This is a genomic window from Ornithinimicrobium avium (assembly GCF_003351765.1).
Taxonomy (GTDB): Bacteria; Actinomycetota; Actinomycetes; order Actinomycetales; family Dermatophilaceae; genus Ornithinicoccus; species Ornithinicoccus avius.
Genome location: NZ_CP031229.1, coordinates 1779464 through 1797018 on the forward strand (window position 1 = coordinate 1779464; position 17555 = coordinate 1797018).

Genomic DNA, 17555 nt, shown 5'->3' on the forward strand with positions numbered 1-17555 from the left:
CCTTGTGCTAGCCGGTCGGGGTCAGACGAACTTGCGGGAGGCGAGGAACTCGGCCAGGGCCTTGCCGCCCTCGCCCTCGTCGGTGACGACCTCGCCCTGCGAGCGCGGCGGCCGGGCCTCGACCGCGGTCACCGGGGACCAGGAGGCGTCCAGGCCGACCTGCGCGACGTCGACGCCGAGGTCGGCCAGCGACCAGGTCTCCACCGGCTTCTTCTTGGCGGCCATGATCCCCTTGAAGCTGGGGTAGCGCGGCTCGTTGATCTGGTCGGTCACGGACACGACCGCCGGCAGGCTCGCCTCCACGGTCAGCGAGGCCGACTCGTCGTCGCGGCGCGCGGTGAGGGTCGAGCCGTCGACGGACAGCTCGGAGGCGAAGGTCACCTGCGGCAGACCGAGCCGCTCGGCCAGCATCGCCGGCACCACCGACATCGACCCGTCGGTCGAGGCCAGCCCGGTGAGCACCAGGTCGACCTGGCCGAGCTTCCTGATCGCCTCGGCCAGCACGAGCGAGGTCGCCACCGCGTCGGAGCCGGCGAGCGCGTCGTCGCACACGTGCACTCCCTTGTGAGCGCCCATCTGCAGGCCCTTCTTGACCGCGGCGGCGGCGTCGTCGGGGCCCATGGTGAGCACCGTCACCTCACCGTCGCCGGACTCGACGAGCGTGAGCGCCTCCTCCACGGCGTACTCGTCCAGCTCGGAGAGCAGGCCGTCCACCCCCTCGCGGTCGGTGGTGTTGTCAGCCTCGAAGCTCCGGTCACCCTGGGCGTCAGGCACGTACTTGACCAAGACGACGATGTTCACGCGTCACGTCCTCGCAGTTGTGGGGTCGGTTGCCGCCATCTTGTCACCCGTCCACGCACGGCGACAAACCCGGTACCGTCCGTCCCGGTAACAGCGCGGGACGGACGGACTCGGGTATGGCGTCGCTCACGCGAGCGCCGTGACGGCCCAGTCGAGGGTGACCAGCAGGACGGTCAGGAGCGGCATGAGGCACGCGGTGAGCACGCCGGAGCCGGTGACCCTGCGCAGCGGCGCCGTCTCGCCCGGTCCGAGGATCGGGTCCTCGACCTCCCCCCGGAGGACCTCGCGCAGCTCCAGCGCAGTGCTGAGCGCCAGCATCGCCGCCCCGACGACGACGACGGCGACCACCGGGACGTCGGCCACCGGCTGCCGCAGGGCCACCGCCAGCACGACGGTCACCACGAAGAAGGCCGCGACGATCCCGGCGCCGGCCCAGGGCCGGTCGACGGCGAGGCGCAGGACGGTCTCGGTGGCCAGGACGAGGGCCCCGGCCCCGGCCAGCGTCAGCACCAGCGTCGCGACCCATCCGAGGGTGATCTCCAGCCTGGCCTCCCCCGCCAGCCACGGGCTGACGCCGGCCAGCGTGACGAGCATGCCGAGCAGGCCCAGGACGACACCGGCGACCCAGGCGGGCGCGAGGTCGTCGACCTTGCGGCCGTCGGCCGTCTGACGGGCGTAGGCCCTGGCCTCCCCGAAGGCCTCCTGCGCCCCCTCCCCCGACTCGGCGACATGGCTCTCGACCACGGCGAGCGCGTCACCGATCCGGTCGCCGGGCACACCGAGCAGCCGCTGCTCGAGGACGAACGCCTCGACCCAGTCCTTCTCCGCGCTGGGCGCCAGTCGGTGGTAGTCGGTCGTCTGCTTCATCTCAGTTCCTCCCGCTCGTGCCCGCGAGCGCTGCGTCGGTGAGCGTCCGCGTGGTCGTGGTGAAGGCCGCCCATCGGGCAGCCTGGTCGTGCGCGCGCTCGCGACCTGCGGCGGTGAGCGCGAAGTACTTGCGGCCCGGCCCGCCCTCACCGGGGCGCCACTCCACCTCGACGTCGCCGGACTCCTCCAGCCGGCCCAGGAGCGGGTAGAGCGTGCCGCCCTTGATGTCGCCCAGGCCGGCCGCCGCCAGGCGCTGGATGATCGCGTAGCCGTAGCTGGGGCCGTCGAGCAGCACGCGCAGGACGCATACGCCCAGCACGCCCCGCAGCCACTCGCTCGGCCAGTGATCCTCGTCCATGAGTAGACAGTAAAGCTGACTAGTCAGAGATGTCAACTAGTTGGCCACACAAGGCTCCGGTCCGACGGAGGGGATGCGGGCAGGCCGGAGGCCGGGTGCTCCGCGGAGCACCCGGCCTCGTGGGTCGGGGTGGGCGCCGGTCGGCGCCCTGCCGGTCAGCGGCCCTCGAACTCCGCCTTGCCCGGACCGTCCTTGACGAAGGAGGTCATGCCGATCTGCCGGTCCTTGGTGGCGAAGACGCCGGCGAACTGCATCGCCTCGATCGCCAGGCCGGTCTCCAGGTCGTTGTCCAGGCCGCGGTCGATGGCCTCCTTGGCGGCGCGGAGGGCGAAGGCGGGACCGTGCACGTAGCGCTGCACCCGCTCCACGGCCGCGGCGTGGGCGCCGCCGGGCTCGCTGACCTCGTCGACCAGACCGATCCGCTCGGCCTCCTCGGCGTCGACCATCCGGCCGGTGAAGACCAGGTCCTTGGCGCGCGAGGCGCCGACGAGACGGGCCAGGCGCTGCGTGCCGCCGGCACCGGGGATCACGCCGAGCAGGATCTCGGGCTGGCCGAGCCTGGCGTCGCTGGCCGCGACCCTGAAGTCGCAGCACATCGCCAGCTCGCAGCCCGCGCCGAGGGCGTAGCCCTCGATCGCCGCGACCGTCGGCTTGGGGATCCGGGCGACGCGGGAGAAGGCGGCCTGGATGAGTGGGGCGCGCTGGACCATGTCCGTGTAGGACATGGTCTCCATCTCCTTGATGTCCGCGCCGGCGGCGAAGACCTTCTCCCCGCCGTAGAGCACGACGGCGGCGACCTCGTCGTCGGCGGAGACGATGCCGGCCGCCTCGCCCAGGGCGTCCTGGATCTGGGTGGACAGCGGGTTCATCTTCGGGCGGTCGACCCGGATGGTGGCGATGCTCGAGTCGATCTCGACCCGGACGAACTCGCTCGCGGTGGCGACGGTCCTGCTCACCGCTCATCCTCCTGCGTGCCGCCCTGGGTGCCCGGCCGCTGACCCTGGCCCACGGACAGCCAGGGCCCGACCTCGGTGCCCTCGGGGGCGTCGGCGGGCAGCTCGGGCTCCAGGCCGGCCTCGACCTTGGACTTGGCCACGACGTTGCGGTGCCACAGGGACAGCGCCTGGAGGACGAGGCCGGTCGCGATCTGGACCTTGGCCTTCGGGTCCTCCTGGCGGGCGATGATCTGCTCGACCGCCAGCACCAGGTTGCCGTTGGCGATGCCGGCCTTGACGAGGTTGACGCCGAGGGTCACGTCGTTGCAGCCGTTGAGGCGGGTCAGCAGGTCCTCGGGGACGCTCTGGGCGATCTGCCACTGGCCGAAGACGCGCATGATGTCGAACTGCTCGCCGGTGACGACCTTGACGAACAGCCGCTGGTCACGCACCTCGAAGGCGACGTCGCCCTCCTTGTCCAGGTTCGGGCTCATCTGCAGGTCCTGCAGGGCGTCGAGCACGCGACCGGTCAGCGGGCGGTCCTGCGGCGGTGGCGGGAAGTTGGGGAAGGAGGTGGGATCCGTCATACCCCCAACGTACCTGCCGCCCCGCGCCCGGTCCCAGCCCGCCCGGGGAGCTGCGCCACCGGCCACCTCGGGAGCACGAGGGCGAGCGCCAGCGCGCTCAGCGGGAGCATGAAGAGGTTCAGCTCGCCCCAGATCCAGCCGGGGTCCGCCGGCTGCACGACGCCCACGACCAGGACGCCGACGCCCGCCGCGGCTGCGCAGAACAGGAGCATCACCAGCACCAGGCCCAGGCGGGCGATCCAGGTCCGCCCCCGACAGGCGACCAGACCGGTCAGCACCAGGGAGACCAGCGCGAGGACGAAGGCGATGTAGAAGGGTGGGTTCTCCCACCAGGTGCGACCCACGCCGCCGGCGGCGGCCATGACGAGGTCCTTGACCCCGAAGAAGACGAAGGAGACGAGTGCGGCGGCGACGGCGGCCCGGCGGATGCGTGTGCTGTCCATGCCTCCACGGTCGTCCGCCACGACCGCGACCGCGTCACTCCGAGGAGTGATCTGCGACGACGTCTGCGACCCTGCGCCGGCGTGCAGACCCTCGCGGATATCCAGCACGCCGGGCCGGGTGCGCACGGCGGTGCGCGGCACGGCATACCCTGCTGGGCGTGCACGTCGCCGCCCGTCCCCGTCGCAGCAGCCAGACCCCGCCTCCGCCGGGCGTGAGCAGGTCCGCGCTCGGCACCGAGGCGGCGGTCCTGGCCCGGCACGCGACGGCCGTGGACCTGTGCGTCTTCGACGGCGACGCGGAGGAGCGCGTGCCGCTGCGCCGCTCGGCGCACGGGGTCTGGTGGGACCTGGTGCCGGACCTGAGCCCGGGGACCCGCTACGGCTTCCGGGTGGACGGCCCCTGGTCGCCGGCGCAGGGGCACCGGCACAACCCGCACAAGCTGCTGCTCGACCCTTACGGCCACGCGGTCGACGGCTGGGTGCGCTGGGCGCCGGCGGTCTACGGCCACGCCGTCGACGAGGGCGGGCACGCGCGGCCGGACGTGCGCGACGAGCGCGACTCGGCGCCGTTCGTGCCCCGCTCGGTGGTGGTCGACCACGGCTTCGACTGGCAGGGCGACGTGGCGCCCGCGGTCCCCTGGACCGACACGGTGGTCTACGAGGCGCACGTGCGCGGGCTGACCATGCGCCACCCCGACGTCCCGCCGCAGCTGCAGGGGACGTATGCCGCGCTCGGACACCCGGCGGTCCTGCAGCACCTCGTCTCCCTCGGCGTGACCACGCTGGAGCTGCTGCCGGTGCACGCCTACGCCTCGGAGCCGGACCTGGTGAGGCGCGGCCGCTACAACTACTGGGGCTACAACACCCTCGGCTTCTTCGCCCCGCACCCGGGCTACGCCGCCGCCGACCACCCGCAGGGCGTGGTCGACGAGCTCAAGGGGGCGGTCCGGGCGCTGCACGCCGCCGGCATCGAGGTGGTGCTCGACGTCGTCTACAACCACACCGCCGAGCAGGCCTCCGACCGCGGCCCGACGCTGTCGTGGCGCGGCCTGGACAACCGCACCTACTACCGGCTGGACGCGCAGGGACGCGACGTCGACGTGACCGGCACCGGCAACACCGTCGACCTGCGCGACCCCCTCGTCACCCGGATGGTGCTGGACTCCCTGCGCCACTGGGTGCAGGAGTACCACGTCGACGGTTTCCGCTTCGACCTGGCGCCCGCCCTGGTCCGCGGGGACGACGACGCCTACCAGCGCGACCACCCCTTCCACGTGGCGCTGCGCACCGACCCCGTCCTGTCCGGCGTCAAGCTGATCGCCGAGCCGTGGGACGTCGGCGTGCACGGGTGGCGCACCGGGCAGTTCCCGCCGCCGCTGGCCGAGTGGAACGACCGGTTCCGAGACTCGGTGCGCTCCTTCTGGCTCGCCGACGCCGCGGGTGCCCAGCGCGGCGCCCCCGGCGCCGGGCTGCGCGAGCTGGCCTCCCGGCTCGCGGGGTCGGCCGACCTCTTCGGGCACGAGCACCGCGCTCCGCTGGCCTCGGTCAACTTCGTCGCCGCCCACGACGGCTTCACGCTGGCCGACCTGACGGCGTACGAGCAGAAGAACAACCTGCCCAACGGGGAGGACAACCGGGACGGCCACGGCGACAACCGCTCGTGGAACCACGGGGTCGAGGGCGCCACCACCGACGCCGCGGTGCTGGCCGAGCGCGAACGCTCGGTGCGCAACCTGCTCGCGACCGTGCTGCTCTCCCCCGGCGTGCCGATGCTGGCCGCCGGCGACGAGGCGGGGCGGACCCAGGGCGGCAACAACAACGCCTACAACCAGGACAACTCCACCTCGTGGCTCTCGTGGCGGCGCAGCCCCGCGCAGGAGGCGCTGCTGGAGCAGACGCGGGAGCTGCTCGCACTGCGGCGCGAGCTGGCGCTGCTGCGCCCGGCCGCGGCACCGACGCCCGGCCCGGTCGCCGGCCGGACCCGGCTGCGCTGGTTCGAGGAGCAGGGCCTGGAGCTGCCCGCCGCCGCCTGGGGCGACCCGTGGCGGCGCACCCTGGTGGTGCTGCACGACACGCTGCACCAGCCGGAGGGGGCAGCGGTCGCGCTGGTCATGCACGCCGGGGCGGACCCCCTCGACGTCGTGGCACCCAAGGTCGAGGGGGTGACCGGCTGGCGGCTGCGCTGGAGCAGCGACGGCGCGCCGGCCGGGTCGCCGGTGGCGCCCGGCCAGCCGATCCAGGTCGTGGCCCGCAGCCTGACCGTGCTCGTCGGCTCTCCCGCCTAGCAGGTCAGGGCAGGGTGACCAGGCCCAGCTCCGCAGCGCCCGAGAGATGCTCGTGCGCGGGCAGGACGCGCACCGTCCAGCCGAGGGCACCGGTCCGCGCGAGCCGCACCCGGCCGTCGAAGCGGTGGCGTCCCTCGCCGTAGGACTGCGTCGGCGAGAGGTCGACGAACTCGACGTCGGTGAGCGTGTCCTCGGCGTTGGCGCGCCCGTAGGCCATCTGCACGCGGACCTGGCGCGGGTCGAGGTCGCCGAGCGTGACGAAGGCGTGCACCTCGACGTCCTCGCCGATCTGCGGCGCGTCGGTCAGACCCTGCGCGTCGACGTGGTCGATGTGCAGGTCGGGCCAGCAGCGCTGGACGTCGGCGACGTAGCCGGCCAGGGAGCGCGCCCCGGCGTGGTCGTCCGCCTCGACCGCCCAGGCGGCGTGCGCAGCCGGCCAGTAGTACGTCTCGGTGTACTCGCGCACCATGCGGTCCGCCAGCACCTTGGGCCCGAGCGTGGACAGCGTGTGGCTGACCATGTCGAGCCAGCGCTCCGGCAGGCCGCTGCCGTCGCGCTCGTAGAAGGTCGGCACGACCGTCTTCTCGAGCAGCTCGTAGAGGGCCGAGGCCTCCAGGTCGTCGCGGCGGTCGGGGTCGTCCACCCCGTCGGCGGTCGGGATCGCCCAGCCGTTCTGGCCGTCGTACCACTCGTCCCACCAGCCGTCGAGGATGGAGAGGTTGAGGGCGCCGTTGAGCGCGGCCTTCATGCCGGAGGTGCCGCACGCCTCGAACGGGCGCAGCGGGTTGTTGAGCCACACGTCGCAGCCGGGGTAGAGCCTCTGCGCCATCGCGATGTCGTAGTTGGGCAGGTAGATGAGCTTGCCCCGGATCTCCGGGTCGTCGGTGAAGCGCACCATCTCCTGGATGAGCGACTTGCCGGTGTCGTCGGCCGGGTGCGCCTTGCCCGCGATGATCACCTGGACCGGACGCTCGGGGTCGGTGAGCAGCTTCTTCAGGCGCTCGGGGTCGCGCAGCATCAGGGTGAGGCGCTTGTACGTCGCGCCGCGCCGGGCGAAGCCGATCGTCAGGGCGTCGGGGTCGAGGACGTCATCGGTCCAGCCCAGCTCGGCCTCGGTCGCGCCACGGTCCAGCTGCGAGCGGCGCAGGCGCCGGCGCGCGTCGGAGATGAGCTGCTCGCGCAGCTCGCGCTTGGTCGACCAGAAGTCCTCGATCGGCACCTCGTGGATCCGGTTGAACACCCGGCGCCCGGACACCTCCGGCCCGAGGTGGTCGCGCGCGAGGTCGTAGAGACGGCGGTCGACCCAGGTGCCGGCGTGCACGCCGTTGGTGATCGAGCCGATCGGCACCTCCTCGACGTCGAAGTCGGGCCACAGGCCCTGGAACATCTCCCGGCTCACGGCACCGTGCAGCTTGGAGACGCCGTTGACCCGCTGGGCCAGGCGCATCCCCATGACGGCCATGTTGAACACGCCGGCGGAGCCGCCCTCGTAGTCCTCGGCACCGAGCTGGAGCAGCTCGTCGAGCGGGATGCCGGGCAGCGCGCAGGACTCGTCGCCGAAGTGGGAGCGGATGGCCCCGACGTCGAAGCGGTCGATGCCGGCCGGCACCGGGGTGTGCGTGGTGAACACGGTCCCGGCGCGCACCGCGCGGACGGCCTCGCCGAAGGCCAGGCCGGACCCGGTGACCAGCTCGCTGATCCGCTCCACGCCCTGGAAGCCGGCGTGGCCCTCGTTGGTGTGGTAGACGGTCGGCTCCGGGGCTCCGGTGATCCGGGAGAACGCGCGCAGGGCGCGCACGCCGCCGATGCCCAGCAGCATCTCCTGCTCGAGGCGCTGGTCGCCGCCGCCGCCGTAGAGCCGGTTGGTGACCTCGCGACGGGCGGAGTCGTTGGACTCGACGTCGGAGTCGAGCAGCAGCAGCGGGACGCGGCCCACCTGCGCCCGCCACACGTGCGCGTCGAGGTGGCCGCCGTGCGGCATGTCCAGCCGGATGACGACCGGCGAGCCGTCCTCCTCGCGCAGCAGCGACAGCGGCAGGTCGTCAGGGTCGAGGACCGGGTAGGACTCCAGCTGCCAGCCCTCGGCGTTGAACCGCTGCGCGAAGTAGCCGGAGGTGTAGAACAGGCCGACGCCCACGATCGGGATGCCCTGGTCCGAGGCGGCCTTGAGGTGGTCGCCGGCGAGGATGCCCAGGCCGCCGGAGTACTGCGGCAGCACGGAGGTGATGCCGAACTCCGGGGAGAAGTAGGCGATGGACTCCAGGGTCCGTCCGTCCTGGCCGCCTGCCCCCTGCTCGTGGTACCAGCGCGGACGGGTCAGGTAGCGCTGCAGGTCCTCGTGCGCGTCGCGCACCCGCGCCGCGAACTCCTCGTCCTGGGCGAGCCGCTCCATGTCGTCCGAGCGCAGCGAGGAGAGCACCGCGCGGGGGTCCTGACCGGTCGAGTCCCACAGCTCGGGGTCGATGCTGGCGAACAGGTCGCGGGTCGGGGGGTGCCAGGACCACCGCAGGTTGAGCGCGAGCTCGTGCAGCGGGGCAAGGGTCTCTGGGAGGACGGTGCGTACGTGCAGCCGACGGATAGCCTTCACGAGTCGAGAGGATAGGCGACCGGTGTGCAAGATCTTGCACCCGGTGCTGCACGTCGGCCGGGGACCGGCCCCGCCCGGCCCTGAGGATGACCCACGGTCACGTTCACAGGTAGCGTGAGCCGCGTGACCGAGCACCCGCCCGCGCCCGCCGCCCCCTCCGCACCGCACCCGAGCACCATCGACCGTTCCGTCCTGGCGCTCTTCGGCCAGGACCCGCTGGGGCGGATCCCGGTCCTGGACGTGCAGCCGGTCGTCGACGGCGGCCGTCGCCCGACGAGGTCGGTGACCGGCGAGCTGTTCACGCTCAGCGCCACCGTCTTCCGCGAGGGGCACGACGCGGTCAGCGCCACCGCGGTGCTCGTCGACCCCGACGAGGTGGAGCACCACGTCCCGATGACCCAGGTCAATCCCGGCCTGTCGCACTGGCGGACCGAGGTCTACGCCGACCGGGAGGGGGTGTGGAGCTTTCGCGTCGAGGGCTGGAGCGATCCCTACGCGACCTGGTTCCACGACGGCCCGATCAAGGTGCACGCGGGGGTCGACGTCGAGCTGATGCTCGAGGAGGGCGCGCGCGTCCTGGAACGGGCGATCGACGAGGTCGAGCGCCCCGCGGAGCACCGCGAGGTCCTCGACGGGGCGATCGTCGCCCTCCGCTCCAGCGCCCTGGACATCGAGGAGCGTCTCTCCGCCGGCGTCAGCCCGCAGGTGCGGCAGGTCCTCGCCGCGGCGCCGCTGCGCGACATGGTCACCGCCAGCCCGAGCTACACCTGGTGGGTCGAGCGGCCGCTGGCCCTCACCGGCGCCTGGTACGAGATCTTCCCCCGCTCGGAAGGGGCGCGGCAGGACCCGGACACCGGGCTGTGGACCACCGGCACCTTCGCCACCGCCGCCGAGCGGCTGCCCGCCATCGCCGGGATGGGCTTCGACGTCGTCTACCTGACCCCGGTGCACCCGATCGGCTCGACCAACCGCAAGGGCCGCAACAACTCGCTGACCGCGACGGAGCACGACCCCGGCTCCCCGTACGCGATCGGCGCGGCGCAGGGCGGGCACGACGCCCTGCACCCCGACCTGGGCGGGTGGGACGACTTCGACGCCTTCGTGGCCAGGTCCGAGGAGCTCGGCCTGCAGGTGGCGCTCGACCTCGCGCTGCAGGCCTCCCCCGACCACCCGTGGGCCACCGAGCACCCCGACTTCTTCACCACCCGCGCGGACGGCACGATCGCCTACGCGGAGAACCCCCCGAAGAAGTACCAGGACATCTACCCGCTCAACTTCGACGTCTCCCCCGACAAGATCTACGCCGAGGTCCGGCGGGTGGTCCAGGTCTGGATCGACCACGGCGTCAAGATCTTCCGGGTCGACAACCCGCACACCAAGCCGGTCGAGTTCTGGCAGTGGCTCATCGCCGACGTCGCGGTCGACCACCCCGAGGTCATCTGGCTGGCCGAGGCGTTCACCAAGCCGATGATGATGCGCACCCTGGCCAAGGTCGGCTTCCAGCAGTCCTACACCTACTACGCCTGGCGCAACACCGCCGCCGAGCTGCGCGAGTACGTGACCGAGCTGGCGACCGAGACCGCGCCCTACATGCGCCCCAGCTTCTGGCCCACGACGCACGACATCCTCACGCCGTACATGCAGCACGGCGGGGTGACCGCCCACCTGGTCCGTTCCGCCCTGGCCGCCACGCTCGTGCCGACCTACGGCATCTACGCCGGTTTCGAGCACGTCGAGAACCGGCCGCGCCCCGGCGCCGAGGAGCACCTCGACAACGAGAAGTACGAGTTCAAGGACCGCAGGTGGGGCCAGCACGTGCCCGGCCGGGCCGACCTGGCGGGCTGGCTGACGATGCTCAACCGGATCCGGACCCAGCACCCGAGCCTGCACTGGCTGCGCAACGTCACCTTCCACGACGCCGAGGACACGAACGTCCTGGTCTTCTCCAAGCACGGCGGCGGCGCCCACGACGGGTCCGACCAGGACACGGTGCTGGTCGTGGCCAACCTCGACCCGCACTCCGTCCGCCAGACCCGGCTGCACCTGGACCTGCCGGCGCTCGGCCTCGGGATCGGCTGGGGGCAGACCTTCGCCGCGCACGACCTGATCACCGGTGGCCGCTGGCGCTGGGACGAGTCGCCGTACGTGCGGCTCGGGCCTGGCTACGGCGAGGAGCCTGTGCACATCGTCCACGTCACGCGGAACTGAAGGAAGGCGGCCTCATGCGGGGACTGAACCTCTACCAGCCCGGCCTGAAGAACGACCCCGACTGGTTCCGCAAGGCGGTCTTCTACGAGGTGCTGGTGCGCGCCTTCGACGACTCCACCGGCTCCGGCTCCGGGGACTTCAGCGGGCTGGTCGGCCAACTGGACTACCTGCAGTGGCTGGGCGTGGACTGCCTGTGGCTGCCTCCCTTCTACGCCTCCCCGCTGCGGGACGGCGGCTACGACGTGGCCGACTACACCGCCGTGCTGCCCGAGTTCGGGACGCTGCCGGAGTTCCGCGAGCTCATCAGCCAGGCGCACGCCCGCGGCATCCGGATCATCACCGACCTGGTGATGAACCACACCAGCGACCAGCACCCGTGGTTCCAGGCCAGCCGCAGCGACCCCGAAGGTCCCTACGGCGACTTCTACGTGTGGTCCGACACCGACGAGAAGTACACCGACGCGCGGATCATCTTCGTCGACACCGAGACCTCCAACTGGACCTTCGACGCCGTGCGCCGCCAGTTCTTCTGGCACCGCTTCTTCTCCCACCAGCCCGACCTCAACTTCGAGAACCCGGCGGTCGCAGAGGCGATGTTCGACGTCGTGCGCTTCTGGATGGACATGGGCATCGACGGCTTCCGGCTGGACGCGGTCCCCTACCTGTTCGAGGAGGAGGGCACCAGCTGCGAGAACCTGCCGCGCACCCATGAGTTCCTCGCCTCGCTGCGCGCCATGGTCGACGAGGAGTTCCCCGGACGGGTGCTGCTGGCCGAGGCCAACCAGATGCCCGCCGAGGTCGTCGACTACTTCGGCACCGCCGAGGCGCCCGAGTGCCACATGTGCTTCCACTTCCCGGTCATGCCGCGCCTCTACTACGCCCTGCGCGAGGAGAAGGCCGAGCCCGTCGTGCGCGTGATGCAGGAGACCCCTGCCATCCCGGAGGGCACTCAGTGGGGCACCTTCCTGCGCAACCACGACGAGCTCACCCTGGAGATGGTCACCGCCGAGGAGCGCTCGGCGATGTACGGCTGGTACGCCCCCGACCCGAGGATGCGGGCCAACGTCGGGATCCGCCGTCGCCTCGCGCCCCTGCTGGACAACGCCCGCAAGGAGCTCGAGCTGATCAACGCGCTGCTGCTCTCGCTGCCCGGCAGCCCCTGCCTCTACTACGGCGACGAGATCGGGATGGGCGACAACATCTGGCTCGACGACCGGGACGCGGTGCGCACCCCGATGCAGTGGACGCCGGACCGCAACGCCGGCTTCTCCACCGCCGACCCGGGCAAGCTCTACCTGCCGGTGGTCAGCTCGCTCGTCTACCACTACAACAGCGTCAACGTCGAGGCTCAGATGGCCAGCGGCGGCTCCCTGCTGCACTGGACCCGCGGCATGCTGCAGGTCCGCTCGGCGCACGAGGTGTTCGGCCTGGGCGAGTTCCATCTCTGCGAGGCGGACAACGAGGCGGTCCTCGCCTTCGCCCGCGTGCTGCCCCACGAGGACGAGGGCCCGCGCGACGGCCACCCCGCCGTGCTGTGCGTCAACAACCTGTCCTCACGGCCGCAGGCGGTCACCGTCACGCTGCCGGAGCGGCTGGCCGGCGCGGAGGTCGTCGACCTCTTCGGCGGCGACGGTTTCCAGCCGGTCCAGCCGGACGGCACCTGCCGGCTCACGCTCGGCTCCCGAGACTTCTTCTGGCTCGGTCTCAACCCTCTCGAGGAGGACTCCTGATGGCATCCCTCACCCCCACCTTCGGTGACTTTCTGCCGCCGTGGATCGCCGGTCAGCGCTGGTACCGCGGCACCGGCCGCGACCCGCAGCTGCACCTGCTGGCCGCGATCCGGTGGGAGGACCCGCTCGGCGAGGTGGGTCTGGAGGACCACCTCCTCGTGGACTCCTCGGGCCCCGAGGACGTCGTCTACCAGGTCCCCCTGTCCTACCGCGCCGAGCCGGTGGACTTCATGGCCGACGCGCTCGTCGCCGTCGCCGAGCACGACGAGCTGGGCACCCGTTACATCTACGACGCGACCCACGACCCGGTCTTCGCCCAGGTCCTGCTCCAGCACATGTATGCCGAGCACGACGTCCCCTCCGCGCTCGCCCGGCGGGTGGTCGCCGGGGGCGCGGCCCCGGCCCTGAAGGCCTCCCGGGTCCTCTCCGGCGAGCAGTCGAACACCTCCATCGTGGTGGAGGCCCACGGCGAGACCCGCCCGGTCATCGTGAAGGTCTTCCGGGTCCTGCAGGCCGGGGCCAACCCCGACGTCACCGTGCCCAGCGCGGTCGCCCCGCTGGGCAACCGCATGGTCGCCGGGCCGATCGGGTACGTGGAGGGTCGTTGGCCGCTGCCGGACGGCACCGAGGCGCGGGGTCACCTCGCGTTCGCCCAGGAGTTCCTCGCCGGCACCCAGGACGCGTGGCGGACCGCCCTGGAGGCGGCGCGCTCGCACGACAGCTTCGGCGGGCGCGCCCGCGCGCTGGGCGGGGCCACCGCCCAGGTGCACGCCGCGCTCCGCCAGGCGCTGCCCACGGACGCCGTCGGCGGTGCCGCGGTCCGCGGGACGCTGCTGGACCAGATGCGCAGCCGCGCCGAGGCGGCCTTCGCCGCGGTGCCCGAGCTGGCCGCCTACCGCGCGGACGTGGACGCCGTCTACGCCCGCCTCGAGGACCTCGACCTGCCGCCGCTGCAGCGGATCCACGGGGACCTGCACCTCGGCCAGGTGCTCGACGTGCCCGACCGCGGCTGGGTCCTGGTCGACTTCGAGGGTGAGCCGCTGCGGCCGCTGGCGGAGCGCAGCGCTCCCGACCTGGCCCTGCGCGACGTCGCCGGCATGCTGCGCTCCTTCGACTACGCCGCCGCCTCCGCCGACCTGGAGGAGGGGACCACCCAGACCTCGGAGCGCACCAGCTGGGCGCAGGACGCCCGCGCCGAGTTCCTGCAGGGCTACGCCGAGGCCAGCGGTGAGGACCTCGATGCCCGCGAGCTGCACGACGTGCTCGACGCGCTGGAGCTGGACAAGGCGCTCTACGAGGTGGTCTACGAGGCACGTAACCGTCCGGACTGGATGCCGATCCCCGTCGGGGCCGTCCAGCGCCTGGCCTCCGGCGGCCGGGCCGGCCGCCACCATGCGGCGGACGAGGCCGGGCGCACCGGCGCGGGCGGGGACGGGCAGGACGACGGGTCCGTCGGCCGGCACCGGGCCCCGGAGGACATCCCCGCAGGGGCGGGCACGGCGGCCGGCTCCGAAGGGCCCGTCGCCGGCGACTTCGGCGTCGCCCCCGACCTGCCGGGGCACGGTGCCTCCTCGTTGACCGACGAGTCCGGGCGGCTGCGCACGGCCGCGCTGCCCGAGGACTACGCCGCCACACCCGCACCGCAGAGCACCCTGCCCCACCTGGACCCGGCGGCCGAGGGCCCCTCGCCACGTGACGCCGAGGACGAGGAGGGCGCGACCGAGACCTCGCCCGAGGCGGCCGGCCCGGACGAGACCACCGCCACGGCTGAGATGACCAGCACGGACGAGTCGCACCAGGCCGCTACGCACGGGGCGCCCGCCCCGGTCCCACCGACCTCACCCCTCCCGCCCGCGAGCGGAGGCCCGCGCGGCGCCAGCGGCGGCTACCCGCACGCACCCGTCCCGGCGCCGGCGCAGATGCTGGCCGCCGCAGGGCTCGCGCCCGCGGGCGGCGCCCCCGGCTCAGAGGGCGAGCAGGTCGTGGTCAGCCACGAGCCTGGCCCATCGGTGGACCGCAGCGCGGCGGCCGGGACGGCCGACCGGCCGTCCGCCAGTGGCAGCGTCCCGGCCCTGGGCCCCGACGGGCTGCCCGTCGACCCCGAGGCGATGCGGGAGCAGGCCTGGGCCGACGCGCTCTCCTCCCCCGCGGTGGTCACCGGACGGGTGGCCGGCGGGGGCTCCGCGGCCGACGAGCACGGCGTGCCCGGCACCCGCAGCACGGTCGTGCGCCGGGTCCAGCTGGCGCCGCCCACGGCACCGTCGGCACCGCATACCCGTCCTCTCGACCTCGACGAGGCGACCGACGTCGTGCACGGGCTGCACCGCAGCCCGCACACCGTCCTGGGCCCGCACGCCCACGAGGGGCACGTCACCATCCGCACCGTGCAGCCCAGCGCGGACGCGGTCAGCGTGCGGCTGGCCGACGGCAGCGAGCTGGCGATGACCGCCGAGACCGGCGGCATCTGGGTCGCGGTCGTGCAGCAGGAGCAGGTCCCTGACTACCGGCTCTCGGTCACCCGGGATGGGCGGCAGCGCGTCGTCGACGAGGCCTACCGGCACGAGCCGGTCCTCGGCGAGGCCGACCTGCACCTGATCGGCGAGGGCCGCCACGAGGAGCTGTGGCGGGTGCTCGGCGCGCACGTGCGCACCGTGCGCGACAGCATCGGCGAGGTGAGCGGCACGCACTTCGCCGTGTGGGCGCCGAACGCGCTGGCCGTGCACGTCATCGGCGACTTCAACGACTGGGACGGCACGACCCACGCGCTGCGGGTGCACGAGACCGTCGGCGTGTGGGAGCTCTTCGTCCCCGGCGTCGGCGCGGGCGCGCACTACAAGTTCGACATCACCGGCCCGGACGGCACGCGCCGGGCCAAGTCCGACCCGATGGCCCGCGCCAGCGAGGTGCCGCCGTTCAACAACTCGGTGGTCACCGCCTCCACGCACCGGTGGAGCGACGGGGACGCGGCGTGGATGGCGCGCCGTGCCCAGACCGACCCGCACCACGGGCCGATGAGCATCTACGAGGTGCACCTGGGCTCCTGGCGCCAGGGGCTGGGCTACGAGGAGCTGGCCGACCAGCTCGTCGACTACGTCAGCCGGATGGGTTTCACGCACGTCGAGCTGATGCCGGTCATGCAGCACCCCTACGGCCCGTCCTGGGGATACCACGTCACCGGCTACTACGCCGCGGACAGCCGGTTCGGCCACGAGGACGGCCTGCGCCTGCTCATCGACCGGCTCCACCAGGCCGGCGTCGGCGTCATCCTGGACTGGGTGCCGGGACACTTCGCCACGGACCCGTGGGCGCTGGCCCGCTTCGACGGGACCCCGATCTACGAGCACCCGGACCCCCGCAAGGGCTGGCACCCGGAGTGGGGCTCCTACATCTTCGACTACGGCCGGCCGCAGGTGCGCAACTTCCTCGTCGCCAACGCGACCTACTGGCTGGAGGAGTTCCACGCCGACGGGCTGCGCGTGGACGGCGTGGCCTCGATGCTCTACCTGGACTACTCCCGCCAGCCGGGCCAGTGGATCCCCAACGCCAACGGCGGCCGCGAGAACCTCGAGGCGGTCACGCTGCTGCAGGAGACGAACGCCACGGCCTACCGCCGCAACCCCGGCGTGATGATGATCGCCGAGGAGTCGACCTCCTGGCCGGGCGTCACCGCGCCGACCGACAAGGGCGGCCTGGGCTTCGGCTTCAAGTGGAACATGGGGTGGATGCACGACACCCTCGACTACCTGGCGCAGCGTCCCTACTCGCGGGCGCACCACCACCACACGCTGACCTTCTCGCTGGTCTACGCCTTCAGCGAGAAGTACATCCTGCCGATCAGCCACGACGAGGTCGTGCACGGCAAGGGCTCGCTGTTGCGCAAGATGTCCGGCGACCCGTGGCAGAGGTTCGCGACCACGCGCGCCTTCCTGGCCTACCAGTGGTCGCACCCGGGCAAGCAGCTGCTGTTCATGGGGAGCGAGTTCGCCCAGTCGCGCGAGTGGGCCGACGGCAGCACGCTGTCGTGGGAGCTCACCGAGCAGCCGGCCCACGCCGGGGTCCAGCACCTGGTGCGCGACCTCAACCGGCTCTACGACGAGCTCCCCGCGCTGTGGCAGATCGACCACCACGAGGACGGCTTCGCCTGGCTCGACGCCAACGCCGCCGGTCGCAACCTCTACACCTACCTGCGGTGGGGCAACGAGGGTGCTGACGGACTGCGCCCGGTGGTCGCGGTCCTGGTCAACTTCTCCGGGATCGCGCAGGAGAACGTGCACGTCGGACTGCCCTACGGCGGTCGCTGGCGCGAGGCGCTCAACACCGACGCCCAGGTCTACGGCGGCTCCGGCCAGGGCAACCTGGGCTTCGTCCAGGCCTACGACGTGGAGCACCAGCGTCAGCCCTTCTCCGCGCTGGTCACCGTGCCGCCGCTGGGCGCCGTGTGGCTCGTGCCCGATCCCGAGCCGGTCGTCGAGGCACCTGTGGTCGAGGCACCTGTGGTCGAGGCACCGGAGGTCGAGGACCCCGCCGTCGACGAGGCCGCCGTGGAGGAGGTCACCGACCCCGCCGAAGCCGACAGCCCCGAGCCCGTCGAGGCGAGCCCGGACGTGGACGTCGAGGACGGCACCCAGGAGGCAGCTGCGTCCGACGCCGCGGATGCCCCGGAGGAGGCGGCCACCGAGGACATGACCGCCGAGGAGACGGACGGGGAGCGCCGGCCCACGGCATACCCCGAGGACGACGAGCGCTGAGGAGGA

11 protein-coding genes are annotated in these 17555 nt (G+C 72.7%); 4 read left to right on the top strand and 7 right to left on the bottom strand.

The genetic code is table 11. The features are described 5' to 3' along the window. Positions 1–21 precede the first annotated feature (21 nt). The 6 genes from DV701_RS08090 to DV701_RS08115 form a co-directional block, all read right to left on the bottom strand. Positions 22–801: an electron transfer flavoprotein subunit beta/FixA family protein gene (locus tag DV701_RS08090; protein WP_114927859.1), complete on the bottom strand. Its 780-nt coding sequence runs from the start codon at positions 799–801 to the stop codon at positions 22–24. A gap of 126 nt (positions 802–927) precedes the next feature. Then, positions 928–1668 carry a hypothetical protein gene (locus tag DV701_RS08095; protein WP_114927860.1) on the bottom strand — a complete coding sequence of 247 codons (741 nt, stop codon included), beginning with the start codon at positions 1666–1668 and terminating at the stop codon, positions 928–930. Position 1669: 1 nt separating this feature from the next. Then, positions 1670–2026 carry a PadR family transcriptional regulator gene (locus DV701_RS08100; protein ID WP_114927861.1) on the bottom strand — a complete coding sequence of 119 codons (357 nt, stop codon included), beginning with the start codon at positions 2024–2026 and terminating at the stop codon, positions 1670–1672. Positions 2027–2181: 155 nt separating this feature from the next. Continuing rightward, positions 2182–2982, bottom strand: a complete 801-nt coding sequence (locus DV701_RS08105) for an enoyl-CoA hydratase/isomerase family protein (protein WP_114927862.1) — start codon at positions 2980–2982, stop codon at positions 2182–2184. Then, positions 2979–3548, bottom strand: coding sequence for a hypothetical protein (locus DV701_RS08110; protein WP_202863668.1), 570 nt, complete (start codon positions 3546–3548; stop codon positions 2979–2981). The genes DV701_RS08105 and DV701_RS08110 overlap by 4 nt, the downstream gene beginning before the upstream one ends. Next, a complete protein-coding gene (locus DV701_RS08115; RefSeq protein ID WP_162802913.1) occupies positions 3545–3991 on the bottom strand; it encodes a hypothetical protein in 447 nt (148 codons plus the stop codon). The genes DV701_RS08110 and DV701_RS08115 overlap by 4 nt, the downstream gene beginning before the upstream one ends. A 158-nt stretch (positions 3992–4149) precedes the next feature. On the opposite strand from DV701_RS08115, the gene glgX reads away from it, so the two are divergent. Continuing rightward, positions 4150–6276 carry a glycogen debranching protein GlgX gene (gene glgX, locus DV701_RS08120; RefSeq protein ID WP_324616620.1) on the top strand — a complete coding sequence of 709 codons (2127 nt, stop codon included), beginning with the start codon at positions 4150–4152 and terminating at the stop codon, positions 6274–6276. A 4-nt stretch (positions 6277–6280) separates the two neighbouring features. Here the strand turns inward: glgX and glgP are convergent, their stop codons facing one another. Continuing rightward, on the bottom strand, positions 6281–8863 hold the full coding sequence (glgP, locus tag DV701_RS08125; RefSeq protein WP_114927865.1) for an alpha-glucan family phosphorylase: 2583 nt from the start codon (positions 8861–8863) through the stop codon (positions 6281–6283). Positions 8864–8986: 123 nt separating this feature from the next. On the opposite strand from glgP, the gene DV701_RS08130 reads away from it, so the two are divergent. The 3 genes from DV701_RS08130 to glgB are packed head-to-tail and all read left to right on the top strand — an operon-like array spanning position 8987 to position 17549. Continuing rightward, positions 8987–11071: a maltotransferase domain-containing protein gene (locus DV701_RS08130; protein WP_202863669.1), complete on the top strand. Its 2085-nt coding sequence runs from the start codon at positions 8987–8989 to the stop codon at positions 11069–11071. A gap of 14 nt (positions 11072–11085) precedes the next feature. Next, positions 11086–12801, top strand: a complete 1716-nt coding sequence (treS, locus tag DV701_RS08135; protein ID WP_114927867.1) for a maltose alpha-D-glucosyltransferase — start codon at positions 11086–11088, stop codon at positions 12799–12801. Continuing rightward, positions 12801–17549, top strand: coding sequence for a 1,4-alpha-glucan branching protein GlgB (gene glgB, locus DV701_RS18220; RefSeq protein WP_162802914.1), 4749 nt, complete (start codon positions 12801–12803; stop codon positions 17547–17549). The genes treS and glgB overlap by 1 nt, the downstream gene beginning before the upstream one ends. The last annotated feature ends 6 nt before the right edge of the window (positions 17550–17555 follow it).

Coding starts and splice junctions, on each gene's coding strand:
- DV701_RS08095 (WP_114927860.1), bottom strand. CDS start 1,668: ATGAAGCAGACGACCGACTACCACCGACTGGCGCCCAGCGCGGAGAAG.
- DV701_RS08100 (WP_114927861.1), bottom strand. CDS start 2,026: ATGGACGAGGATCACTGGCCGAGCGAGTGGCTGCGGGGCGTGCTGGGC.
- DV701_RS08110 (WP_202863668.1), bottom strand. CDS start 3,548: ATGACGGATCCCACCTCCTTCCCCAACTTCCCGCCACCGCCGCAGGAC.
- DV701_RS08115 (WP_162802913.1), bottom strand. CDS start 3,991: ATGGACAGCACACGCATCCGCCGGGCCGCCGTCGCCGCCGCACTCGTC.
- treS (WP_114927867.1), top strand. CDS start 11,086: ATGCGGGGACTGAACCTCTACCAGCCCGGCCTGAAGAACGACCCCGAC.
- glgB (WP_162802914.1), top strand. CDS start 12,801: ATGGCATCCCTCACCCCCACCTTCGGTGACTTTCTGCCGCCGTGGATC.